Annotated in this window: 21 protein-coding genes; 11 read left to right on the top strand and 10 right to left on the bottom strand. The window is 47.5% G+C overall.

Going from position 1 to position 23352, the window contains the following annotated elements:
- The first annotated feature begins 66 nt into the window (after positions 1-66).
- The 4 genes from AC5JBY_RS19115 to AC5JBY_RS19100 all read left to right on the top strand — a co-directional run bounded on the left by AC5JBY_RS19115 (position 67) and on the right by AC5JBY_RS19100 (position 4048).
- Complete coding sequence (locus AC5JBY_RS19115; protein WP_495906242.1) at positions 67-1452, top strand: MFS transporter; 1386 nt, start codon at positions 67-69, stop codon at positions 1450-1452.
- 45 nt (positions 1453-1497) lie between these two features.
- Entirely contained in the window at positions 1498-3357 is a 1860-nt protein-coding gene (locus tag AC5JBY_RS19110; RefSeq protein ID WP_495906241.1) for a glycoside hydrolase family 13 protein, read from the top strand.
- A gap of 63 nt (positions 3358-3420) precedes the next feature.
- A complete protein-coding gene (locus AC5JBY_RS19105; RefSeq protein WP_495906240.1) occupies positions 3421-3714 on the top strand; it encodes a nucleotidyltransferase family protein in 294 nt (97 codons plus the stop codon).
- Positions 3707-4048: a HepT-like ribonuclease domain-containing protein gene (locus tag AC5JBY_RS19100; protein ID WP_495906239.1), complete on the top strand. Its 342-nt coding sequence runs from the start codon at positions 3707-3709 to the stop codon at positions 4046-4048. Before AC5JBY_RS19105 ends, AC5JBY_RS19100 begins: the two co-directional genes overlap by 8 nt.
- A gap of 93 nt (positions 4049-4141) precedes the next feature.
- Here AC5JBY_RS19100 and AC5JBY_RS19095 read toward each other — a convergent pair whose 3' ends face one another.
- Together AC5JBY_RS19095 and AC5JBY_RS19090 are read right to left on the bottom strand one after the other, a co-directional pair.
- Positions 4142-4879, bottom strand: a complete 738-nt coding sequence (locus AC5JBY_RS19095; protein WP_495906238.1) for a GLPGLI family protein — start codon at positions 4877-4879, stop codon at positions 4142-4144.
- Positions 4880-4936: 57 nt separating this feature from the next.
- Positions 4937-7726 carry a TonB-dependent receptor gene (locus AC5JBY_RS19090; protein ID WP_495906237.1) on the bottom strand — a complete coding sequence of 930 codons (2790 nt, stop codon included), beginning with the start codon at positions 7724-7726 and terminating at the stop codon, positions 4937-4939.
- Between the two features lie 384 nt (positions 7727-8110).
- Between AC5JBY_RS19090 and glgB the strand changes: the two genes are divergently transcribed.
- From glgB to AC5JBY_RS19055, 7 genes are all read left to right on the top strand, one after another.
- The gene (glgB, locus tag AC5JBY_RS19085; protein WP_495906236.1) at positions 8111-10060 is read left to right on the top strand and encodes a 1,4-alpha-glucan branching protein GlgB; all 1950 of its coding nucleotides are present in this window, start codon (positions 8111-8113) and stop codon (positions 10058-10060) included.
- A 69-nt stretch (positions 10061-10129) separates the two neighbouring features.
- Complete coding sequence (locus tag AC5JBY_RS19080) at positions 10130-11167, top strand: tetratricopeptide repeat protein (protein WP_495906235.1); 1038 nt, start codon at positions 10130-10132, stop codon at positions 11165-11167.
- Positions 11168-11795: 628 nt separating this feature from the next.
- Positions 11796-12743, top strand: a complete 948-nt coding sequence (pdhA, locus tag AC5JBY_RS19075) for a pyruvate dehydrogenase (acetyl-transferring) E1 component subunit alpha (protein WP_495907968.1) — start codon at positions 11796-11798, stop codon at positions 12741-12743.
- 42 nt (positions 12744-12785) lie between these two features.
- Complete coding sequence (locus AC5JBY_RS19070; RefSeq protein ID WP_495906234.1) at positions 12786-13496, top strand: tetratricopeptide repeat protein; 711 nt, start codon at positions 12786-12788, stop codon at positions 13494-13496.
- A 76-nt stretch (positions 13497-13572) separates the two neighbouring features.
- A complete protein-coding gene (gene ribH / locus AC5JBY_RS19065) occupies positions 13573-14076 on the top strand; it encodes a 6,7-dimethyl-8-ribityllumazine synthase (protein WP_495906233.1) in 504 nt (167 codons plus the stop codon).
- Positions 14077-14109: 33 nt separating this feature from the next.
- Positions 14110-14829, top strand: a complete 720-nt coding sequence (locus AC5JBY_RS19060) for a (Fe-S)-binding protein (RefSeq protein WP_495906232.1) — start codon at positions 14110-14112, stop codon at positions 14827-14829.
- A gap of 77 nt (positions 14830-14906) precedes the next feature.
- Positions 14907-15458, top strand: a complete 552-nt coding sequence (locus AC5JBY_RS19055; protein ID WP_495906231.1) for an NUDIX hydrolase — start codon at positions 14907-14909, stop codon at positions 15456-15458.
- On the opposite strand, the gene AC5JBY_RS19050 is transcribed toward AC5JBY_RS19055, so the two are convergent.
- The 8 genes from AC5JBY_RS19050 to AC5JBY_RS19015 all read right to left on the bottom strand — a co-directional run bounded on the left by AC5JBY_RS19050 (position 15453) and on the right by AC5JBY_RS19015 (position 23308).
- Complete coding sequence (locus tag AC5JBY_RS19050) at positions 15453-16745, bottom strand: bifunctional folylpolyglutamate synthase/dihydrofolate synthase (protein WP_495906230.1); 1293 nt, start codon at positions 16743-16745, stop codon at positions 15453-15455. The two genes, AC5JBY_RS19055 and AC5JBY_RS19050, sit on opposite strands and share 6 nt — an antisense overlap.
- Positions 16746-16831: 86 nt before the next feature.
- Positions 16832-17707 carry a hypothetical protein gene (locus tag AC5JBY_RS19045; protein ID WP_495906229.1) on the bottom strand — a complete coding sequence of 292 codons (876 nt, stop codon included), beginning with the start codon at positions 17705-17707 and terminating at the stop codon, positions 16832-16834.
- Positions 17708-17820: 113 nt separating this feature from the next.
- On the bottom strand, positions 17821-18219 hold the full coding sequence (locus AC5JBY_RS19040; protein WP_495906228.1) for a hypothetical protein: 399 nt from the start codon (positions 18217-18219) through the stop codon (positions 17821-17823).
- Between the two features lie 91 nt (positions 18220-18310).
- Positions 18311-19075 carry a sulfite exporter TauE/SafE family protein gene (locus AC5JBY_RS19035; RefSeq protein WP_495906227.1) on the bottom strand — a complete coding sequence of 255 codons (765 nt, stop codon included), beginning with the start codon at positions 19073-19075 and terminating at the stop codon, positions 18311-18313.
- 2 nt (positions 19076-19077) lie between these two features.
- Positions 19078-19977: a DMT family transporter gene (locus tag AC5JBY_RS19030; protein WP_495906226.1), complete on the bottom strand. Its 900-nt coding sequence runs from the start codon at positions 19975-19977 to the stop codon at positions 19078-19080.
- Positions 19978-20016: 39 nt separating this feature from the next.
- Complete coding sequence (locus AC5JBY_RS19025) at positions 20017-21207, bottom strand: MFS transporter (RefSeq protein WP_495906225.1); 1191 nt, start codon at positions 21205-21207, stop codon at positions 20017-20019.
- A gap of 49 nt (positions 21208-21256) precedes the next feature.
- Positions 21257-22558: a radical SAM family protein gene (locus tag AC5JBY_RS19020; protein ID WP_495906224.1), complete on the bottom strand. Its 1302-nt coding sequence runs from the start codon at positions 22556-22558 to the stop codon at positions 21257-21259.
- 150 nt (positions 22559-22708) lie between these two features.
- On the bottom strand, positions 22709-23308 hold the full coding sequence (locus tag AC5JBY_RS19015; protein ID WP_495906223.1) for a hypothetical protein: 600 nt from the start codon (positions 23306-23308) through the stop codon (positions 22709-22711).
- Between the last annotated feature and the right edge of the window lie 44 nt (positions 23309-23352).

Here is a 23352-nt window from a genome sequence, read left to right as displayed (position 1 = left end):
ACCTTAGTGTATTAATTACACAATAAGTCCTTATCTTTCCGCTGCCAAAATAAAATAACGATTGCTATGGAGCCTATCACCCCCCTCACGCTGGAAACGGAAGAAGCTATCAATGTCAAGCCCCGCGTCAACTTCTGGCAGATCTGGAACATGTGTTTCGGATTCTTCGGCATCCAGTTTGGCTGGACCCTCCAGATGAACAATATGAGCGCCATTTATGAGTACCTGGGCGCCAGTCCGGAAGCCATTCCCGGCCTGTGGCTGGCAGCTCCCATGACGGGCCTCATCGTTCAGCCTATCATTGGTTATTTAAGCGACCGTACCTGGCATCCCCGTTGGGGCCGCCGCCGGCCCTATTTCCTGGTAGGGGCCATCCTTAGTTCCCTGGCCCTGTTCATCATGCCCAATTCTCCCACGGTCTGGATTGCCGCGGGTACGCTCTGGATACTGGATTCCTGTATCAACATCAGCATGGAGCCCTTCCGCGCCTTTGTAGCCGACAACCTCAATGATAAGCAACGCGCTTTTGGCTATGCTATGCAAAGCATGTTCATTGGTGCGGCCTCCTGTATTGCCGGTTTTCTGCCGGGTGTACTGGCCAACTGGTTTGGCATTAGCCGCGATAAAGTAGCTGGTGGCATTCCGCAAAACATCATGTGGTCATTCTACATTGGCGGCATCATGTTTTTGGGTGCTGTATTATATACGGTGTTGCGCAGCCGGGAATACCCGCCGCGCGATCCTGATTGGAAAAAGAAACTCGATGCGCAGCATGGTAGTGGCCTTGGTGGCGCTGTGAAGGAGATCACACATTCTATCATGAACATGCCGCAGCAAATGAAAAGGCTGGCGCTGGTACAGTTCCTCACTTGGCCGGGCCTGTTCCTGATGTGGTTTTATTATGGACCTACTGTTGGACAAATCTTCTTCAAAGGCGATCCGCAGGCCGCTAATGGATCACCCGAGTTTAAATTATATACTCAGGGTATAGAACATGCAGGCGCTACTTCCGCGGTGTTGAACCTGGTTACTTGCCTCTTTTCCTTTTCCCTGCCTTTCTGGGTGGGCAAGTTTGGCCGTAAGATGACGCATACTTTTTGTCTGCTCATTGGCGGTGTAGGACTTGTCTCTGTCAGTTTTGTTTCCGATCCTGCTATGCTGTACCTGTCTATGAGTATGGTGGGCATTGCCTGGGCTTCCATCCTGTCTATGCCATATTCTATGCTGGCCGGTCACCTGCCCGAAAATAAGATCGGCATCTACATGGGTATCTTCAACTTCTTCATTGTATTGCCGGAGATCATTGCTTCTTTGTTCTTTGGCAAGATCATGGAAAACTACCTCGGTAATGATCGCCTGCTGGCTGTGCAAATAGGTGGCTGGCTGCTGATCCTGGCCGGCTTTATCTGTGCGGTGATTGTAAGGGATAAGATGAAAGAAGACCTGTTGTAGGCAACGAGTGAAAACAGATTACACGAATTGTAACGAATTACACGAATGATACGGATTTCAGTATTAACTATTGTATGCTGCCTGTTATTGGCTGTTGGTGTTCTTGCTCAAAACGAAGTGAAAGTATATCCTACGCATTGGTGGACGGGTATGAAAGAGGAGAAACTGCAATTGCTGATACATGCAAAAAATATCAGGAGAGGTACCAGGGTATCTATGAAATTGTATCCGGGTGTAAAACTATTGGAGACACATGGGTTTCGAAATCGGAACTACCTTGCGATTGATCTGCAGATCAGCCAAACCGCCAGACCGGGTAAACTACACCTTAAGTTTATGGATGTGGATATGCAGCTAAATGAGCTGGTGTACGAACTCAAAGCTCGCAGTACAGAGAATGGTAAAACAAGAATAAAAGGGATTACCAGCGAAGACCTGATCTATCTCATCATGCCTGATCGTTTCAGCAATGGCGATCTTTCCAATGATCGTGTTGCTGGCCTGAAAGACCAAAGCCTCAACCGCCAGGAAATATTCGACCGCCATGGTGGTGACCTGAAAGGCATAGAGAATCATCTGGATTACTTGCAAGACCTCGGTGTCACAGCGCTTTGGCTGAACCCCGTATTGCTGAATGACATGCCGCAGCGTACGGAGCATGGTTATGCTGCTACTGATCACTATACTATTGAACCGCGCATTGGCGGAGCGGCTGCTTATCATTCATTGAGCAATGCCCTGCACAAGCGTGGTATGAAGCTGATACAGGATGCTGTCTATAATCATGTAGGCATTGAACATTTCCTGTTTCGCGACCTGCCTGATAGCAGTTGGTTCCACTTCTGGCCCTCTTATACCAACACTACTTACAAGGACCAGGTATTGATGGACCCGTATGCCGCGGCAATCGATAAAAAGAAAATGAGTGATGGCTGGTTTGTACCCTCTATGCCTGATCTTAACCAGCACAATCCTTTTGTGGCCAACTTCCTCATCCAACATGCGATCTGGTGCACGGAAGAGTTTGGCCTCGACGGCTGGCGCATCGATACATATGCTTACAATGACCTCGCCTTCATGAACCGTTGCAACAAAGCCTTGCTGGATGAATATCCGCAGTTGCACATCTTCGGCGAGACCTGGGTGCATGGCGTTCCCAATCAAAGCTTCTTTACGCAAAACGTTTATCAGATACCATATAGCAGTAACCTGCCTGCCATCACCGACTTCCAGTTGAACCTCTATGGCATTGTGCCAGCGCTCAATCAGTCATTCGGCTGGACGGAAGGGGTGAACCGTCTTTACCTCACCGCTTCCAATGACTTTGTATATAAAGACCCGATGAAGCAGGTGATCTTCCTGGACAACCACGATCTTAGCCGGTTCCTGTCGGTAGTAGGAGAGGATGTACAGAAGTTGAAGATAGGACTGGCCTGGCTGCTTACTTTCCGGGGCGTGCCGCAATTGTATTATGGTACGGAAGTGATGATGAAAAATTTTGCTGATCCCGATGGTAAAGTACGGCTTGATTTTCCCGGCGGATGGGCAGGCGATAGCGCCAATAAGTTCACGGCTGCAGGCCGCACGCCACAGGAGGATAGCTTATTCAATTATACCCGTGCACTGGCGAAGTTTCGTAAAGGTTCATCGGCCATTAAGACCGGTAAAATGATGCAGTATGTGCCGGAAGATGGCGTGTATGTGTATTTCCGCTATGATGCGAAGCAAACCGTGATGTGCATCATGAACCCGGAGGATAAAGAAAAAGAAATTACCACCGCCCGCTTCGAAGAAAGGTTGAAAGGGTTTACCAAAGCAAAAGACGTGGTCACGGGACAAAGCGCTACAATAGGAGATAAAATGAAAATATCCGCTAAAACGCAACTGGTCCTTCTACTACAATAAGCAACAATAGACTGAACACAATTTTCTACCTCCCAACCTACGTTTTTTGATTATATTTGTAGTATGTCGCATTTGTCAGAAGTAAAATTTGCACTGCAAAGGTTAAAACCTTTCCTGGCTAACAAATACCATGTTAGCTCACTGGGATTGTTTGGCTCCATTGTGCGCGACGATTATTCCCCCACTTCAAGTGATATTGATATCATTGTAGACTTCAACCAACCGATAGGTATTGAGTTCATCGATCTTGCTGAATTAATTGAAAAAGAACTAAAGAAGAAAGTAGACCTTGTTTCTAAAAAAGGTATAAAAAGTAAATATCTTTCTCAAATAGAACCGGAAATCATCTATGTCTAAAAGACAACCCAATCTCCTGATTGAGGATATTATAGATAGCGGCCAAAAAATACTCACCTATACCGCTGATTTATCATTTGATGAGTTTGTTGCAGATTCTAAAACGATCGACGCTGTAGTAAGGAACTTTGAAATAATAGGAGAGGCGGCAAACAGACTACCTGAAGAAATCAAGGAAAAATACCCTGATATAGATTGGCATCGTATCAGAGGATTCAGAAACCGGATCGTGCATGATTACTTCGGTATTGATTATAATATCGTTTGGCAAATCAAAGAAACATTTCTGCCAGTATTATTGGATAAGCTGAAAAAGATTCTATTAGACTTGTAAACAAGTCATTAATCTTTCAGTCTGCTAAGTGGCATAAAAGCGACGAGCCGCAAGTTGTACAACTCGCGGCTCGCCGTTCAAAGCTCATAGCTTCTACAACAATATCTGCGGTATCAATCTTTTTCCTTCATCGCCCCAGTCCTTCATGATCTCTCTCAACTGCGTCTGAAAGGCGGTTGAAGTATACTTCTTACCTTTTTTAGGCGCCTGTATTTCTTTGTCAGGAATGTCGATCAGTTCCAACTTGGTAGCATACCAGGTGGTGTGCAGGCGGGGAATAGCGATGCCAAGGATCATGCCGGGCAGGCCACTGAATGATTCAGGACCACCGGAAGCCATGATCTCATCGGTATAAAAAGCGATCACAATGATGGAGTCCATGATCTTGCCTACGGCTTTGCGGCAGTCGAAATTGGCGATCTTGCGGATCTCTGTGCCGATCTTCCAATCGATCTTGCGCAGCGAATCGTTGATCAGGTACAGGTCGTTTTGTATATCCTTCAGGGTGATGGAGGTGTTGCTGTCGAGATTGGTTTGAATGGTATTCTCTGCTACAAACACGTTCCAAACTTTATTCTGGCGAACCTCTGACTCCCGGCCATTCTTGTACAGGGAGACGTTGCCTTTGAAGTACAGGTCATAATAAGAAGTGTAGAACTTCGGTGTGTTTTTCTTCATCATGTCATTCCAGATGCTCCCTTCTTCCAGCATGGAATGTTGGTTTACTTTCCGCTCAAATTCAATCTTTCCATGAGTGATGAACTGCTGCGCGCTGGAAAGAAGTGTGCTTGCCACCAGTAAAGCTGTTATTAAAAATGATTTAGATCGCATATAATAAGTTTAATAATTCGTCAATATTAATTTGTTCTTTATAACTCTGCACTCATCCTACCATCCCATTGGTTTCGCGCCGTTCTTGCTGAAGTTCCAGATTGCAGACAACATAAAGTAACGGCGGAAAGTGTCATAGGTCCGCTCATTGATAAAGTTGGTCTGCACGTTCCGGTTGAAACCGATATTTTGATCGAGGATATCGAAAGCTGAGAAACGGATACGGGCTGCATCTCCTTTCAATATCTTTCTTTCAATATTGGCATTCCAGCGGATAGAGTTCGTATTCCTGTCGAAGGCGCTTGTCTTCTGACGGAAGTTGAAACTGCAATCCGTGTTGATGTCGATCTTCCAGGGCAGGGATAAGTTGGCCCATACTTCATGGCTTTGTGTCCAGTATTTGGTTACCACATCCGGGCGCAGAGAGGATTTGGATTTAACGTAGCTGATGTCTGGACGGAGCGTAATAGAGAACTTCTTTTCTATTTCGTACCGGATACTCATGCCACCGCCTATGCTCTGGTTGTTGTTAGTGTTCTCCAGGGCGTCGATGAAGTTTACGTTGCGGCTGATGTTGAAGTTCACACTGGGTCCTACGTACAGCCTGATCTTTTTGAGGAGCTTCCGGTTGTAATCGAACCAGCCATTCATGTTGTAGTTGCCGTTTACGTTTACAGGCTTTGTGGTTCGTATCGCGTCTTTGATTGTAGTGATCGAACTGAAGTCATTTTGTACGGTAGAGAAACTAACGCTTGCCCAGATACCACTTTCAGATAATATCTTATAGCTATTGTAGCCCAGGTTGAAACGGCTCCGGAAGGCCTGTTTCAGGTCGGGATTACCGACGCGGAAATTCGATTGGTCAGAGTTATCGTTTACCGGCTGTATCTGGTCGATAGTAGGCGCCTGAGTACTGCCGAAATAACCAAAGCGTAAGTTGCCGCCCTGGCCCACTGTCCAGTTGATATTTGCCTGCGGGAAGAAGTTGGTAAAGCTATAACGGGTGTCTGCACCTGTCTTCAGGTCTTTGCGGGTAAAGTCGGCACGCGATACATTGGCGCCAAAGGAGAAGTTCATCTTCTTCGGCTTGGCATAACGATAGTTGATACCGCCTGAGTTGTTCAATACGTTGAAAGCATAATCGTTCGACAGAGAGTCCACTATTTGATCATACTTGCCTGGCGCAGTAGGATTTAATGTTGTCCTGCGCGACTGGCGGTGGCTATTGCTGAGGCTATAGTTGATTTCCAGCACCGCTCTTTTGGATAATGGCTCGGTATAAGATAAGCGGCCATTGACATTGGCGGTGATATTGTCGTTGATCTTCTTCTGGTCTACGAGCACATGTGTACTGCTACCGCTTTTGAAAAACTCGTTATCGGCATACAGGAATCCATCCGACGTGGTTTCGCGGTAATCCTGGTTGAAAGTAGCAGAGAGCGTTCTGCCGGGCTTTTTGAATTTCTTGCGATAGGCGAGGCTGGTCGTCAGCGCCTGGTTCTCGCCAATGGAAGTGGTACGTTGGTCGATCGTGCGCACCGGGTTGCCGTCTTCATCCAGCCACTCGGATTTATTTACATTGTAGTTGTTGGTTTTGCCTTTCCAGCCGCTGGCAGTGACCTTCAGGGTGGAAGAGGAGTCGAGCGTTATATCATAAATACCATCGATGCGGTGACGTTCTTTGCTGCTGTAGTTATTGCCATTCTCATTTACATAATATAAAGAGTCGGGTAATATATACTGGCTGGTAGTACTGCCGCTCGCTTCAGTATTGATCTTATTAAATTTATAGTTGCCGTTCAGGTGCAGCCTGTCGCCATTCCATTTATTGGAGTAATGCAGACCGCCGGCCCATCCTTTGGGGAAACCCTCGCCCCAGAAGTTGCCGCCACCAAATCCATCATCACCGCTGCCGCCCATTGATATATACATACCGCCGTCATCTGTCATGCCCATGTCCATGCCGCCGCCTGTGCCGCCATAGTTCATGTTCTCCTGGAAGTCGAGACCCGTTTTGCCGGTGCTGCTCATGATGCCAAAGGCAGAGAATTTACGTTTGCCTTTGAAAGCGTTCAGCATCGCATTGTTGTTCCAGTATTTATCGCCGTTGCTGCCCAGCTCCAGTTTACCGAAGTAGCCCTTTTTCTTATCTTCCTTTAATTTCAGGTCGATCGTTTTGATCTTTTGACCGTCGTCGATGCCGGTAAAGGCGGCCTGGTCACTCTTTTTGTCAAACACCTGCACTTTGTCTACCGCATCGGATAAAAGGCCGCGCGTGGCAATGGTGGGGTCATCACTAAAAAACTCTTCGCCATCTACCAACACCTTCTGCACGGCTTCGCCCTGGGCCGTAATTTTACCATTTCTGTCTACGGTAATACCGGGTAATACTTTCAACAGGTCTTCCACGCTGCTGCCCGCCTTCATATAAAAGCTGTCGGCTTTATATTCCGTCGTATCTCCTTTAATGCGGATAGCACCCAGCTTATGCGATACAACGACTTCCTGTAGTAATTGACTTTTCAGGATCATGGCTACCTTTCCCAGGTCTACAGGCGAAGCGTCCTTCACGTCCACTTCATCCATGTAATCTGCATAAGCCGGGTGGGTGATCAACATTACATATTTGCCTGGCACGAACTTGTTGAGTGTAAATTGTCCGGTTTTATCGGTACGTCCAAAGGTGACGAGAACGGAATCCGATTTACGGAGTAATGCGACGACACTATTGGTAAGATTTTTCTTCTCACTGGTATCAATTACTGTACCTTTAAGAGTAGCTTGTTGCGCAAATAGAGAAGAGGCTGATAAGATCAGGAACAAAAGGGTAAACGTTAGTTTTTGCATCGGTTCTTTGCTGGGTTAATAATGTTTTGGCTTAGTTTTCTTTCAGGTTAACTAATTATTATCTCTATACGCTGAAATCTTTGCAAAGCTACATGCAGGGGCACTGGGATCAAATCTTCATCTGCGAATCGGGGACGTACATCTGCAAACAAGTGAAGCAACTCAATAAAGACGTAACGCGCTGGGCAAAAGGTTGGAAAAAACCTAAAACCTCAGTTCTTAATCTTTGTGGTCGCAAAAGTCCGGATAATCAGGTTTAATACGATTAGGTTAAATTCGTTTTAACATTTTCAATTGATCACCGGTCAAACGAATGTTTCAACGGAATGAGTATGATGCAAGTCGTTAAAGATTCCATAAATAAGCTATAAAAAATATTACTGCGTGGCACAAGAGAAGAAGTATGAAGACATTCATTTTGTAGACAGTACCCGTCCTGTATGGAATTATTCACTGTTTACCGGAGAGGATATTGACAATTTTCAAAATGGAACCAATTACCGTCTGTATGAATTGTTCGGCTCCCGCGAAATAACAGTGCTGGATAAGACGGGATATTATTTTGCCGTGTGGGCGCCCAATGCCACCTGGGTTTCTGTGACCGGCAATTTTAATCACTGGAATACCCAGTCACATCCATTGTATGTGCGGTTAGATAATTCCGGTATCTGGGAAGGTTTCATCCCTCACATGCCTAAAGGAGAAGTTTACAAATATCATATACATGGTTTCCGGGGACGTAAGATGGACAAGGGCGATCCTTATGCTAATTTCTGGGAACGCCGTCCCGATACTGCTTCTATTACCTGGGATCTTGGGTTTAACTGGAACGACGGAAAGTGGATGAAGGAGCGTGCGTCGCACAACAGCACCAAAGCGCCCTATAGTGTTTATGAAGTGCACCTTGCCAGCTGGATGCGGCCCGATGCCAATGATGAAGAGCGCTATAACACCTATGATTTCTTCCGCGAGCGACTTGTAAATTATGTAAACGAGATGGGATTTACACATGTGGAGTTGATGCCAGTCAATGAACATCCCTTCGATGGAAGCTGGGGTTATCAGGGAACTGGGTATTTTGCTCCTACATCCCGTTATGGTGATCCGCAAGGGTTCATGGCGTTGGTAGATGCTTTTCACCAGGCGGGCATTGGAGTTATTCTCGACTGGGTGCCCTCTCATTTCCCGTATGACGCGCACGGTCTTTTTATGTTTGATGGTACCCATACGTATGAATATGCCGACATGCGCAAAGGTTTTCATCCGGATTGGAATAGTTACATTTTCAATTATAAGCGCGGAGAAGTAAAGTCTTTCCTCATCAGCAGCGCCCGCTTCTGGCTCGATAAATTCCACATCGATGGCCTGCGGGTAGATGCGGTAAGCTCTATGCTCAAGCTCAACTATTCGCGCGAAGAAGGGGAGTGGGAACCCAATGAACATGGTGGCGATGGTAATCTTGAAGCGATTGCTTTTATCAAAGATCTTAATGAAACCATTTACCGCGACTTCCCCGATACACAAACCATCGCTGAAGAGGCAACGGATTGGCCGGGTGTTTCCCGCCCAACTTATATGGACGGTCTCGGCTTTGGGATGAAGTGGATGATGGGATGGATGCACGATACGCTCGATTATTTCAAACTCGATCCTATCGAGCGGCAGTATCATCAAAATAAGTTTACGTTCAGCATGATGTACTATTATGATGAGAACTTCATGCTGCCACTGAGTCATGATGAAGTAGTACATGGCAAAAGCCCAATGTTGTATAAAATGCCGGGTGACGACTGGCAGAAGTTTGCCAACCTGCGCGCTTTATATGGGTACATGTTTACCCACCCGGGTGGTAAGTTGTTGTTCATGGGCAATGAGTTTGGCGCCAATACCGAATGGAATTACAAATCAGAATTGCCTTGGTTTCTGCTGAAATATGAAAGCCATAGGGGGCTGAAGGATTGTGTGCGTGATCTGAACTTCCTGCTGCGCAATGAACCGGCATTATATGAGAACCAGTTTAATGCGTATGGATTTGAGTGGATAGACCTGTCTCACCGTCCGGAATGCGTAATAGTATATCGCCGCAAAGGGAAAGATCCTGCCAACGACCTGCTGGTGATCCTGAACCTGACGCCTATGGTGCGGCGCGACTGGAAACTGTATGCCAACGGCAAGGAATCTTGGAAAGAAGTGTTCAATACTGACCTCGCAAAATATGGCGGAACAGGGGATGTTTACAACCCCGAAATTTTAACCTCTCTTGTGGATAAAAAGGAAAACCGCTATGAAATAAATATTCATTTGCCTCCGTTGGGATGTATAGTGCTCAAATAAGCTTCGTAAATTGTAAAGGGCCGGTTTAAGTAGCATAGACCGGCATCGAAACCTATATAATCCTTTTTTATGCGAACCACCCCATTGGTATGGCTCCTGGTTGCCTGTACATCTTCCACTGCTTTCGGTCAAAATGCCGATAGTGCCACTTTCTATCACGAGAAAGGAATGGTCGAGCAACAAGCCCGCCGCTTCCGCGAAGCAGAAAAACACTTTGCCAAATCAAACCAGTTTAGTGCCGATAATTCAGCAACCCTCATAGAGTGGGGGAATGCCCTGGTGGCTCAGAACCGTTATGCGGAAGCCCGCGAGAAGTTTGCGAAGGCAGAGGTCAAGGAGCCCAGCAATCCTGTGGTGGTGGAAAACCTGGCCACGCTGAACCTGAATCTAAGAAAGTGGGCCGATGCGATCAAGTATGCGCAGAAAATGCAGCAGATGAAGATCGGTACCAAGCCCATGAACTTCACCATCGCTAAAAGCTACTATGAGCTGGAGAATTATGGCGAAGCCCTCAAATACTGTGAAAAAGCCTGGCGTGATGACTCTACCAAGGGAGAGGTGCCTTATATCGCCGCTCGCTGTTTTGTGGAAATGAGTAATTATAAGAGAGCTGAAGGCTGCTTCCAGCAAGCCATCGCCCGCGAGCCCAATAATGCCAACTGGATGTTCGAAGCCGGCATGGTGGCCTACGCCATTCCGGATGATAAAAAAGCTGTGTACTGGTTTGAAATGGCGGGCGAAAAAGGCTACAAGCGCACGGACGTGTATCTCGAAAACCTGGCCAATGCCTACCTCAACCTGAAGGATTATGAAAAGGGATTACCCTTGTTGACGGCGGTGCTGGAACACCGGCCGCAGGATGGGGAGTTGCTATACAACGTTGGGGATGCGTATTACCGCAGCGGCAAATACCAGGAAGCCATCGATACCTGGGACCGGATCCTGGTGGTTGATAAAAAGAACGCCAACGCGCTCTATATGATCGGGATGGCCTATCAAAAGAAAGGAGATAAGGCTAAAGGCGAACAGCTTTGTAACCAGGCCATTGCGATGGACCCCTCGCTGCAAAGCCTGAAACAGGAGAAGAAAATGCCTGGCGGAAGGTAAGCCAGCAGCTTACATTGCCTAACTAAAATGACTATACAGCCCCCTTAAGGGGGCTTTTTCGTGCTTATAACCTTGTATACCTTTCATATCTCTCCCATATTCCCCCTATACCTCTCCCGTATCTCCTTCATAGCACTCCCATAGCTCCCCCATAGATACGCCATAGTAAAAGCAAGGTAATAGTAAGCCAATAGTAAGGCAATAGTAAGGGAATAGTAAGACAACAGGGCTCAAATGCAGGCGGGACGCTGAAATATGTTTTTGTCAGTTGGCAAACCCGCTACCATGGCGCGTTTGGACGAAAAACAGGTTATAAGATATTTATTCCCAAAAATGGAAATTAAAAAAGTAAGGCCCATACTGTAATATACGAAAAAAAGCAGGAAAGAGTGCTCAGACCTGTTCCGGTAAAGCAACAGGGAATATTTTCTTTTCCAATCAATTAACAGTCAAAATCTAAATTTCCACGCTGTAGAAAAATTCCGGTTTACCCCTTATCTTTGCCCCCGCCTTTTCCTTCCGGCTGTACCCGGGGCGAGGAAACGTTTTTGGGCAGATAACCTCAAATCAAGTTATAGTGGCCGCAACCAAATTCAGTAAAGAGACTTATTTGTACTGGTACGAACTGATGCAGTTGATCCGTCAGTTTGAGCTAATGGCAGAAGAAAAGTATAAAATGGACGGTAAGATCCGGGGCTTTTTCCACGCCTATATAGGGCAGGAAGCCATTGCCGCTGGTTGTATGACCGCCACCCGCCTCGAAGATCCTTTTGTAACGGCTTACCGCGACCACGGTCTGGCCCTCGCAAAAGGTGTTTCTCCCGACTCCTGTATGGCCGAACTGTACGGTAAGGTTACCGGTTGTGCAAAGGGTAAAGGTGGTTCTATGCACTTCTTTGGTAAAGACGTTTTCTTCTTCGGTGGTCACGGTATCGTAGGTGCTCAGATCGGCACCGGCGCCGGATTGGCCTTCGCTGAAAAATATAAAGGCACTGATAACGTAGCCCTCACTTTCTTTGGTGATGGCGCTGCCCGCCAGGGTATGCTCCATGAGACTTTCAACATGGCAATGACCTGGAAGCTCCCTGTTATCTTCATTTGCGAGAACAACAATTACGCGATGGGTACTTCTGTAGAGCGTACCAGTAACGTAACTGATATCTATAAACTGGCTGACGCATATGAAATGCCCGGCGACACAGTCGACGGTATGAGCGCTGAAGCTGTTCACGAAGCGATTTCCCGCGCCGTGAAGAGAGCCCGTGAAGGCGATGGTCCAACCCTGTTGGAAATCAAGACCTACCGTTACAAAGGTCACTCTATTTCTGATCCTCAGAAATACCGCACCAAGGAAGAAGTGGAAGAGTACAAACAACGTGACCCCATTCAACTGGTATTGAATACCATTCTGAAGAATAAATACGCTACAAAAGACGAGATCGCAGCTATCGACAAGCGTGTAAACGATGCGGTAGTAGCTTCTGTGAAATTCGCTGAAGAATCTCCCTGGCCTTCTGATGATGAAGTGCTGAAGGATGTTGCTATGGATGCGAATTATCCGTTCATTGTAGACTAAGCAATAACCCTAACAATCCAACATTAAAAACTAAACGACAACATGGCTACTGAGATTAAGCCAACCGGGACAGCTCCCGTGCAAACGAGTTCTGAAGAAAGAGTGGTGGCGGGCGCCCAACAATTCTGGAGCAAAAACAGCAAGTCTATATTGATTGTACTGGCTGTTGTGGTATTGGGTGTAGGTGGTTTCTTCGCCTATAACTATTTCGTTAAAGGGCCTGAAGAGTTGAAAGCTTCTGAAGCTGTATGGAAAGCTGAAGAATATTTCAGGAACGATTCTGCCAAGCTGGCGCTGAACGGCGACGGCATCAACCAGGGTTTCCTGAAAGTGATCTCCAAATACGGCGGTACTAAAACCGGCAACAGGGCTAAGTTCTATGCTGGTGCGTGCTACCTGCAACTGGGTGACTTCAACAACGCCATCAAATACCTGAAAGATTTCTCTTCTGATGAAGTGGTAGCAGAAATGCGCGCCAATGGTTTGTTGGGAGATGCTTACTCCGAATTGGGTAAGAAAGAAGATGCTATTTCTTATTATAAGAAAGCCGGTGCTGCTTTCCCTGAAGACGAGATCAACTCTCCCGAGTACCTGTTCCGTGCAGCCCTGCTGTTGGCGGATGCCGGTAAAACACAGGATGCAGTTGCATTGGCTCGTCAGATCAAGGATAAATATCCCCGTAGCGTAATGCCTGAAATGCAAGGTGGTCAGGACATCGACAAGTACCTGGGCAAGTGGGGTGATACAAAATAAGCTTCGAGCCGCGAGCTACGAGCATTCGTGAACTGGTTGTGCAGGCTTTGATTGAGATTAGAATTGTAAATGAATTATGGCTGAAGTAAGCAATAGTAAATTATTAGAAATCAATACAGGCATCCTTAAGAAGGATGCCTGTATCGTTATTGTGCGTACCGAGTGGAACGCAAGTATTATAGATGAACTGGAGAAAGGCTGCATCAAGGTATTGAAACAACAGGAGGTGAAACACATTCATGTAGTTAATGTGCCTGGCGCTTTTGAAATACCCTTTGGCGTAAAAAGCTATTGGGATGCCAACAAATACAGAGACGATCGTCCCGATGCTTTTATCGCCCTCGGCTGCGTGCTGCGTGGCGATACCCCGCATTTTGAATATGTATGCCAGGGCGTAACCCAGGGCATAACACAATTGAACTTAACCCTTCCTGTACCTACCATCTTTGGTATACTTACTGTAGATAATCAACAACAAGCCGATGAACGTATTGGCGGCAAACATGGCCACAAAGGTGAAGAAGCTGCCATCACTGCCATCAAGATGATTGCATTAGCTAACTCTTTTCATAAAAAGTAGTCTGGCCTCTGCGTCGCAAGCCGGTAGGTATATATGAACGTACAACTTTTTATACCTTGTTTTATTGATCAGCTGTATCCGCAAACCGCTTTCAACATGGTGAAGGTGTTGGAGAAAGTGGGCTGCACGGTAAATTATAATGCAGAGCAGACCTGCTGTGGCCAACCGGCTTTCAATGCCGGCTTTCAACGCGAAGCCAAAGAGGTGTGCACCAAATTCCTGCGCGATTTCAGTGGTCCCGATTATGTGGTAGCGCCGAGTGCTTCCTGCACAGGTTTTGTCCGTAATTATTATCCCCAGTTGTTCGACAACTCCTCACATCATAATGAAGTAAAAGAATTGCAGAAGCGGACGTTTGAATTTGCTGAATTTCTCGTCAATGTGATGAAGGTGGAAGATGTGGGCGCCTCCCTGCATACCAAAGCCACTTACCATGATTCTTGCGCTGCTTTGCGCGAATGTAAAATTAAAGCTGAGCCACGAGCGTTATTGTCGCACGTAAAAGGACTTGAGCTGACAGAGATGAATGATGTGGAAACCTGCTGTGGTTTTGGTGGCACCTTTGCCGTGAAGTTTGAGCCTATCTCGATCGGTATGGCCGATCAGAAGGTAACCAATGCAAAACAGACCGGTGCAGAATGCATCATCTCTACCGATCATTCCTGTCTCATGCACCTCGACGGCTACATACGCCATAAAGGCCTGCCTTTGCAAACCATGCACCTCGCTGATGTGCTGGCGAGTGGATGGTAAGGAAATGTGAGCCGTAAAAAAGCATTGCCAGGCAAAGGTCCTTTCAACTTATTAACCTATTAACCTTTCAACTACTCATGCGCGATCTTACCTGGAAAACCCTCAAATCGGAGTACTTATTCAAAGATCTTTGGTTCACTGTGCGGCAGGATACCTGCGAACGCCCCGATGGCAAAATAGTTACGCCTTATTATGTGTATGAATTCCCTACCTGGGTAACGGCGCTGGCACTGACAGAGGATGGGAAAGTGATCCTTGAACGGCAATACCGTCATGGCCTGGGTGAGTCACACCTGGAAATCCCCGGCGGTTGTGTGGATGACACAGATGCTAATTATGAAGAAGCCATTGCCCGTGAGCTGCTGGAAGAAACCGGTTATACTTTCGCCAAATATGAATACCTCGGTAAAACGAGTGCCAACCCTTCTACGAACAACAACCTCATGCACATGTTCCTGGCTACCGGTGGTAAACTGGTAAAGGAGCAATCGCTGGATGATAACGAGGACATCGAAATCCACCTCTGCACCATAGAGGAGCTGAAGCAGATGCTCGACAACAACGAGATCATTCAGGCCATGCACGTAACGGCCATTTATTATGGACTGAAGAAGCTGGGAGCTTTATAAATTCACTTCTCCTACAACAAACACACTGCCACACACAATGATCAGATCATCTTTGTGTGCCTTGTGTAGCGCTGCTTTGAGGGCGGTGTTCACATCGGGATAAGCATGGCCATACAAGTCGAGGGCGCCTGCCTTTGCTGCCAACTCTTCTTCCGGTAAGGCCCGTGGTATTTGTGCTTTGGTGAAGTAGTAATCTGCTTCTTTGGGCAGCTGCTGTAATACTTTATCTATTTCTTTATCCTTCACCATGCCGATCACGATGTGCAGGTGCTGGTGATTGGTCAATTCTATTTGTGATAATATCTGGCGTATACCATCTTCATTGTGGCCTACGTCCAGCACCACCGCAGGATTGCGGTGTATCACATCCCAGCGTCCGTGTAAGCCGGTAAGTTGCTTTACCTTTTGGACAGCCTTTTGCACTGCCTCCAGCGGAAGGCTCCAGCCTTTTTGCTGCAGTTGGTGTACTGACTCAAGTACGGTGATGAGATTCTTGGTCTGGTAATAGCCTGGCAGGTCGAGGTGATAAGGAATACGTTCATCATGTCCATTACGGGTTACCTGCACCATCAGTTCATGGTGTTCATATTTCCAGTCGGCCACATAGCGAAGCTGATCTGCAAAGAACAGTGGCGCCTGCTTTTCGGTGGCGACTTGTTCAAATACCTTTCTGGTGGCTACGGCGGTTTCGCCTACAACGACGGGTATACCTTGTTTGATGATGCCTGCTTTTTCAAAAGCGATCTTCTCCAATGTATCGCCCAGCAGGTTCATGTGGTCCCATCCAATATTGGTGATGATGGATAATTCGGGAGTAATAATATTGGTGCTGTCGAGTCTTCCGCCAAGGCCGGTTTCTATAACTGCTATATCGACGTTGTGTTGCGCAAAATAATCGAAGGCCATGGCTACTGTGATCTCGAAGAAGGAAGGCTCTATCTTGTCGATGGCTGGTTCTATGCGCCGGGTGAAGTCGATCACAAAGTCTTGTTCGATCATAGCGCCATCGATACGGAACCGCTCCCTGAAGTCGCGCAGGTGTGGAGAAGTATACAGGCCGGTTTTATAGCCGGCTGTTTGCAGGATAGCAGCAAGCATATGGCTGGTAGAGCCTTTGCCATTGGTCCCGGCAATATGGATCGTCTTGAACCGGTGTTGTGGATTACCTATGTAATCGCAAAGCGCTATCGTATTGGTAAGGTCTTTCTTATAGGCGGCTGCACCAATGCGGCTGAACACGGGCAGGCGTGTAAGCAGGTAATGGAGTGTTTCTTCGTAGTTCATCATCGTTGTTGGAGGGACAAAGCTATAAAAGCAACGCCACGGTTCCAAAACCGTGGCGTTGCATATATCCATGGATTAGTAAGTCGCTATTAATTGGTCAGTTTGAAGACCATGTTAAATACAACAATCTGCTCTTCTGCTGCATTGGGATCAGCATTGATGGTGATTTGGCGGGCCTTACGCAAGGCTATATCTTTTAATTGAGCACTGCTGGTGGTACTTCCTCTTACTACAACACTTACATCAATTGGCCGGCCATTGTTGCCAAACTTCACCGACACTACAACTGTACCTGCTTCGTCGAAATCATCGGTAAACTTGGGTAGACCAGTGATCTTACGATTTCCCAATCCGGACCTTACCGATATACCACCATTGCCTTTTCCACCACCGGTATAATTATCGGAGTTGGGATTACCACCAGGTCTTCCCTGATCGCCTTGTCCACCGGCAATACCCTGGTTGCCACCTTTCTTGTAAGTATCGGCTTCATTGCCGCCGGTACCGGTTCCGTTCACGCCTTTGAATACAGCTTTGGGCTTATTGACAGGAGGCGCTGGTGGAGCTTCTACTGGTTTCTTGACTGGTTTGCTTTTCACCACGTCTTTCTCCGGGATCTTGGTTGCTTCCGGTTTAGTTACTGTTGGCTTCTTGATCTCGGGCGCATCCGGTTCGTTATCATCTGGCGTTTCTTTAGCTGGTTCTTCCTGCACCGGTGTGGGAGCCGGGGGAGTATACGCTTGCTGCTCGGCGGGAGCAGGAGGACCGGGTTCAAATGGCTGGTCGGTACCAAAGCCTGCATCGCTGCTGCCAAGGTTCACTTCAATACCCTCTTCCAAAGGAGGTTCGGGTAAAGCAGGTAATGACCAACGTACAAAAAAGAAAATGATTAGCAACAGGCCACATACCAGTGCGGTATATCCACCTGCTTGCGCATTCTTCTTTGATTCGAAATTGTCTTGCATATCAAGCGTTTCTATTACACGAATTTACCAATTGTTATGGTAAAACGTAACAAAGAATATGCTAATTGCGGATGTAACTGTATTCAAACTGTTAAAATGCGCCGATAGGATGCTTAGCAGGGTTGTGCTTCGATTGGTTCGTGGCGCAAGCGCTCATTCCTGAATAGCAGGATGGCCATTACATAGTTGAGTATGACAACCAGGCCGCCGATAACGATAAAATTGACAGCACGTGTGGTATAGGCAGTGAGCTTTGCCAGGTCGCTTGCATAAGCCAATGTAAGATACAGGGCCAATACGAACATAATGACACCCAATATAAGATCGACGTGCCTGAAGGAGAAAATAAGTTGTACAGCAAAAGGTACTGCCAGTATCAGCATTTTAAGATCACCGATGCTGGCTGTTTCTTTGTCTGTCTGTACAAAGAACATGGCTACAGAAAGCGCTATGTAATATAAGTAGGGAAGAAATGGAATGAGATTGGATAAGTGAAAAGGGGCTTTGTTCATAACGGTTGTTTGTACTACCAATATACGAAAATCTCCTCAGTCGCCAGCGTCTCGCTGGTGACGGGTATTGGCAAGCCTCTGGCTTGCAGACTCATTTGAAAAAGATGTCATACGCAAAGCGCAGAATAGTACCGCATACTACTACCAGGAACAATATACGAATGAACGCATTGCCTTTCAGGATGGCGAGCCGGGCGCCACAGAAGCCACCCAGTGCATTGCAGGCCGCCATGGGTAGGGCAATTTTGTAAATGATCTTACCGCTGAGGGCAAAGAAAATGATCGACCCAAGGTTGGTAGCGAGGTTCACGAACTTGGCATGCGCACTGGCCTTCAGAAAGTCGAATCCCAATATGGCCACAAAGGCCAGTATTAGAAAACTCCCTGCACCCGGGCCAATGAAGCCGTCATAAAAACCGATCACGAGGCTGATGCCTGCCGCATACCACCATTGCTGTTTATCGCTGTGTGTTTTTTCTGTATGGGCGCCAAAGTTCTTTTTGGTGTAAGTGTATATGGCTACACCTATCAGGATCACCAATAGCAACGGCTTCATAAAGCTGCTGCTTACCAGCGTGAGTAGTTTGGAGCCGGTAAAGGCTGCACAGAAAGCGATGGTCGTCATAGCTGCCAGCCGCTTATAATCCAATTTTACGGTACGGGCATATTGTATGGCGGCAAAGCTGGTGCCACTAAAGGCGGGTATTTTCAGGGTGCCCAGCACCGTAGCTACGGGATATTGCGGAAGTAATACAAGTCCTACAGGTGTTTGGATCAATCCACCGCCACCAACGATCGCATCGATGAATCCGGCCAGAAAAGCTGCTATGCAAAGGAATATTAGTTCAGTTGTCATGTTTATTTCTTCAGGTTGGCAATGATCACGCCTGTAATTACGAGTATCCCACTGATCACATGTACCATCGTCATTTGTTCGTCCAGCAGCCATACTGCTTCCAGGATGCTGAATATCGGTATCAGGTTTCCGAACAGCGCAGTGCGCGCTGCACCCAGACGCGCTATGGCCAGGTTCCAGCAGAGGAAGGCGATCACGGAAGCGCCTGCGCCGAGGTACAGGATGATGAACACAAGGTTCATATTCCAGACGATGGGTTCGGTATAAGCCATTTCCAATATAAAGAATGGCAACAGGAGTAAAGTGCCTGTGAGGAATACGGTAAATAAAAAATTAAGTGGATGGATGCCTTCCGGCTTGCGACGTACCATAATGTTATAGATCGCAAATGCCAGGGCGCCCAGCAATACCCATCCATCGCCGGCTGAGAAGCGGAATGCTTTTAATTGTTCCCAACTGCCGCGCGACAATAAATACACAATGCCCGCGAGACAGAGCAGCAATCCTGCAATGCGCCAGGGTTTAATGGGCTCCCGCAAAAAGATGGCGGCAAGTATGATCGCAAACACAGGGGAGGAGGTGGTGCCGATGAGCGCAAGGTTGATGGCAGGGGAGTGATGGCCTGCGATGTACACCAACGTATTGAATAGCGAGACACCAGTAAGTCCCGTCCACAGAAAATAATTACAATGCTTGAAGTTGATGTGCTTTTCGCGCTGGAAATGTTTCCAGGCCAGGGGCAGCATGATGAGCGAAGCGGCGGCCCAGCGGTAGAAGGCCAGGCTGATGGGAGGGATCTGTTTGATGACACCCCTTGCCACCACAAAATTGCCCGACCAGATAATGGTGGCCAATACTGCCAGTCCGATCCCTATATACAGTTCCTTTTTGGTTATGCTCATTGAATAACGATGCGCAAAAGTAGTCCTTTCTGTTTAACCTCACCGTTCACCGATTGACCGGCGACAGGCCAATATTCCCAATAATGGCCCGATGGCCAACGTAGAGAATACAAGGGTTTGCGGGTATAGAGTAAAGAGATAGCTGATGATTTGTATGCTGATGATGGAGATGGTGAAGCCGATGCACACAACAGCTGTTACGGCGGTGCCTTTGTATGCGGGTGGAGCCGCAAGTGCTGTGAGGCTGGAGAACTGTGGAGAGTCGGGCGTCACGGTGATGCCCCATATGATGAGGTAGGGCAGGAAGATCCAGGGAGGCGTATTAATAAAGAAGAAAGAGCTGGCGGCGCAAATGCCCGAGCCAACCAATGCATACAGTGCTACCCGTGCACTGCCGATCTTTTGCGAGAGGTAGCCGCCTGCCATGCAGCTGATGCCGCCAATGCCAATGATGATGAATGACCAGAGCGGAACATTGTGTGTGATGCCGTATCGTTTCGCATTCATGGTCAGCATGACCGGCACAAACGCCCACAACGTATACAGTTCCCACATATGTCCGAAGTAGCCAAAGCTGGCTGCTCTGAATTCCTTTGAACGGAATACCTGTCCCAATATGCCGGGATGAAATCCGCTGCCTTGTTTTTTGAATGGCCCGTCAGATACAAAGGTGAGTATCAGCAAACCGCCGGTGAGGGCAAAGACAGAAGTAAACAGTACCACCTGCTGCCAGGAAAAATGCACAGATACACCTTTCAGGAAATGCGGGAAGGCAGTACCGAGTACCAGGGCGCCTACCAGGTAACCCAGTGCTTTACCCAGCCCTTTATCAAACCAGTCGGCAGCTATCTTCATGCCTACCGGGTAAATACCAGCCAGCATGAAACCGGTGAGGAAACGGAACAGCAGCATATAGCCATAATTATCCGCCACCCACAGCGTGCAGGTATTGAAGCCGGCAGCCAGCAGGGATGACACGAAGAATACTTTCACCGGAGAAAATCGATCGGCAATGGTGAGGATGGCAAAGACCAGGGTGCCGACAATAAAACCAATCTGGACGGCGGAGGTCATTTGTCCGATGGCATGGGGGCGTGTGGCGAGTGCCGGTATATCGGCCATGATGGCGTTGCCTGCAAACCAGAGGGAAGTGCCTGCGAACTGGGCCAGGACGATCAATGGCAAAATATGACGGGGCCGCTGAACGGTCAGCGTGAGCGTTGATTGCATCGGTTACTCAGTAAAAAGAACTGCGGGCCATGCCCGCAGTGTAATGATATCAATGTGCGAAATCTACTTCATAATTCCCCTTGATGCGTTCCATCGGAGGGTTGAAATAGCCGAACTTTACTTTTGGAAATTCATCTTTAATCAACTCTTGTAATTGTTTGACTCCCAATAATTCACCTGCGTCGTATAAATTCAATTTTCCGAGATACCAGTCGGGGTCGATGTTGAAATTCCGCCACTGGATCATGGTCAGGTCGGTGTCCAGGATCAGTTTGCGGAGGGCTTCATATTCGGCCTCGCTGTCGGTAACGCCGGGGAATACGAAGTAGTTGATACTGGCCCAGCCACCATGCCGGCGCATCACTTTCAGGCTTTCTACGATGTCCTCAAACTCGTAGTTGTTGGGGCGGTAGTAGGCCTCGTAAATATGTTTTTGGGCTGAGTTAGTACTCACCCGTATGGAATTCAGTCCCACCTTGCAGAGTGCTTCCACCGCTGCCGGCTTGGAACCGTTTGTATTGATGTTGATACTTCCTTTCGAGGTATGCTTGCGCATCTCGATGATCGATTGCCGGATGGTTTCCCACATCAACAACGGCTCACCTTCGCAACCCTGTCCAAAGCTTACGATGGGGAAAGGAGCTGATTCGAGGTGTGGCACGGTAAACTCTACGATCTCTTCCGCTGTAGGCTTGAAGGTGAGGCGGTCCTGTGTGGACACGATCTCTTCGTCGGCCGGTTGGAAGGAAATGCAACCAATACAGTTGGCATTGCAGGCCGGAGAGCTTGGTATGGGACATTCCCAACGGCCCATAAAGTAGTTGCGGGCGGCAGGGCAATGATAAGTAAGGGCGCAATTATTAGCCAGGTGCTTTACCAGCCGGTTGTGGGGATAGGCTTCCAGGAACTGCTCAACGCCGCCCTGTACTTTATCCTGGTCAAAGCCGGCACATTCCTGCCGTATATCCTGTTCGATGCGAACGGCAGGCACGTAAAACTGTTCGTTGTACCAGCCAGCGGCTGTATAACAAAACAGGGGCAGGGTGGGTGCGTCGTGGCCGGTTTCGTAAGCAGCCAGGTACAGCCCGGTATGGGCAGGAGGAATGAAGGCGGCTACGGCCCAGCCTTTTTCGCAAAGGCGCATTTCGCCGGTCTTTACATCTATTCCGATCCCGCGGCGGCCAGGCAGCTCATAAAGGTTGCCCCCATCGGGAAGCATGATCCACTCCTCTACAGGTACTTCAAAGGCGTCCCAGCCTGCACGCCCTGCGGCATACAGGGTAGTGTCTTCGAATATGTTTCCTTTCCCGTCAGAATAGAGAATGTACGGCGATTGCTTTAATACAGACATGTGTTCAATAATTCACGTTTCTTGTTTCGTTAAAAAGTTTAGTTGACCAGTTTAAATTACTGATAATCAATTTTTATTAATTATCAATAAGCCTCTTGATTTGGAAGCTGTATTAACCTTTTCAACCTGTTAACTTATTAACTTATCAACTTAGTTCCCCAAATAATGCCTGCAAAATTCGTGAATTTGATCGAGTTCTTCGAATGCAAGATTTTTACGGAGGTCGAACTGGTAACTTTTCTGGGTGGAGGTATTGATGGTAATGCAGTCGTAATGGGCATCTACTCCGTTAATATGTGTCCACAGGAAGAATTTACTTTCCGGCAGGGAAGGGATGCTGATGCCGGTATGGTGGATGGCAATTACTTCTTCTGAATTAATCTTTTTTTCGCAGTAAAATAGGTAACTGTATACGATACAAAGCGTTAGGTGCAGAATGCCCATGAGCCATTTAAGCTCTACGCAGAGCATGATGCCGATGCCGAGGAAGAAAAGGATCTCAGTAAGCCGGAAAAACAGGTTTACCTTGGGCATGTCGACCAGGATATTTTTGCCGGCCAGTACCAGGATAAAAATATCCAGCGCCATCAAAAGAAGGCATCCAAGGTAGATGGGGCTGCTTTGGGGTTGGTTGAAATGGGAGATCGCATGCGCCAGTATCAGGCCCCCTGCTGTTAAGTGCAGCAAACGGCCGGCATGTTTCAGTTTTTGGAAAGAGGGGTGTACGACGGGTAATGATAAGGAATTCATGCCGCAGTAGTTTTAGAGATAGATGCAGGGTCATGATAATTCCA

It is taken from the genome of Paraflavitalea sp., assembly GCF_059502485.1.
Note: the sequence above shows the minus strand (reverse complement) of the source record. Positions and strands in the feature narration are given on the sequence as shown.

Excerpts from the sequence above, each read along its gene's own strand:
- AC5JBY_RS19035 (WP_495906227.1), bottom strand. The coding sequence starts at position 19,075 with ATGACAACTGAACTAATATTCCTTTGCATAGCAGCTTTTCTGGCCGGA.
- AC5JBY_RS19095 (WP_495906238.1), bottom strand. The coding sequence starts at position 4,879 with ATGCGATCTAAATCATTTTTAATAACAGCTTTACTGGTGGCAAGCACA.
- AC5JBY_RS19020 (WP_495906224.1), bottom strand. The coding sequence starts at position 22,558 with ATGTCTGTATTAAAGCAATCGCCGTACATTCTCTATTCTGACGGGAAA.
- AC5JBY_RS19055 (WP_495906231.1), top strand. The coding sequence starts at position 14,907 with ATGCGCGATCTTACCTGGAAAACCCTCAAATCGGAGTACTTATTCAAA.
- AC5JBY_RS19030 (WP_495906226.1), bottom strand. The coding sequence starts at position 19,977 with ATGAGCATAACCAAAAAGGAACTGTATATAGGGATCGGACTGGCAGTA.
- AC5JBY_RS19060 (WP_495906232.1), top strand. The coding sequence starts at position 14,110 with ATGAACGTACAACTTTTTATACCTTGTTTTATTGATCAGCTGTATCCG.
- AC5JBY_RS19115 (WP_495906242.1), top strand. The coding sequence starts at position 67 with ATGGAGCCTATCACCCCCCTCACGCTGGAAACGGAAGAAGCTATCAAT.
- AC5JBY_RS19015 (WP_495906223.1), bottom strand. The coding sequence starts at position 23,308 with ATGAATTCCTTATCATTACCCGTCGTACACCCCTCTTTCCAAAAACTG.
- AC5JBY_RS19090 (WP_495906237.1), bottom strand. The coding sequence starts at position 7,726 with ATGCAAAAACTAACGTTTACCCTTTTGTTCCTGATCTTATCAGCCTCT.
- AC5JBY_RS19045 (WP_495906229.1), bottom strand. The coding sequence starts at position 17,707 with ATGCAAGACAATTTCGAATCAAAGAAGAATGCGCAAGCAGGTGGATAT.
- pdhA (WP_495907968.1), top strand. The coding sequence starts at position 11,796 with ATGCAGTTGATCCGTCAGTTTGAGCTAATGGCAGAAGAAAAGTATAAA.
- AC5JBY_RS19105 (WP_495906240.1), top strand. The coding sequence starts at position 3,421 with ATGTCGCATTTGTCAGAAGTAAAATTTGCACTGCAAAGGTTAAAACCT.
- AC5JBY_RS19040 (WP_495906228.1), bottom strand. The coding sequence starts at position 18,219 with ATGAACAAAGCCCCTTTTCACTTATCCAATCTCATTCCATTTCTTCCC.
- AC5JBY_RS19070 (WP_495906234.1), top strand. The coding sequence starts at position 12,786 with ATGGCTACTGAGATTAAGCCAACCGGGACAGCTCCCGTGCAAACGAGT.
- ribH (WP_495906233.1), top strand. The coding sequence starts at position 13,573 with ATGGCTGAAGTAAGCAATAGTAAATTATTAGAAATCAATACAGGCATC.
- AC5JBY_RS19080 (WP_495906235.1), top strand. The coding sequence starts at position 10,130 with ATGCGAACCACCCCATTGGTATGGCTCCTGGTTGCCTGTACATCTTCC.
- AC5JBY_RS19100 (WP_495906239.1), top strand. The coding sequence starts at position 3,707 with ATGTCTAAAAGACAACCCAATCTCCTGATTGAGGATATTATAGATAGC.
- AC5JBY_RS19050 (WP_495906230.1), bottom strand. The coding sequence starts at position 16,745 with ATGATGAACTACGAAGAAACACTCCATTACCTGCTTACACGCCTGCCC.
- AC5JBY_RS19110 (WP_495906241.1), top strand. The coding sequence starts at position 1,498 with ATGATACGGATTTCAGTATTAACTATTGTATGCTGCCTGTTATTGGCT.
- AC5JBY_RS19025 (WP_495906225.1), bottom strand. The coding sequence starts at position 21,207 with ATGCAATCAACGCTCACGCTGACCGTTCAGCGGCCCCGTCATATTTTG.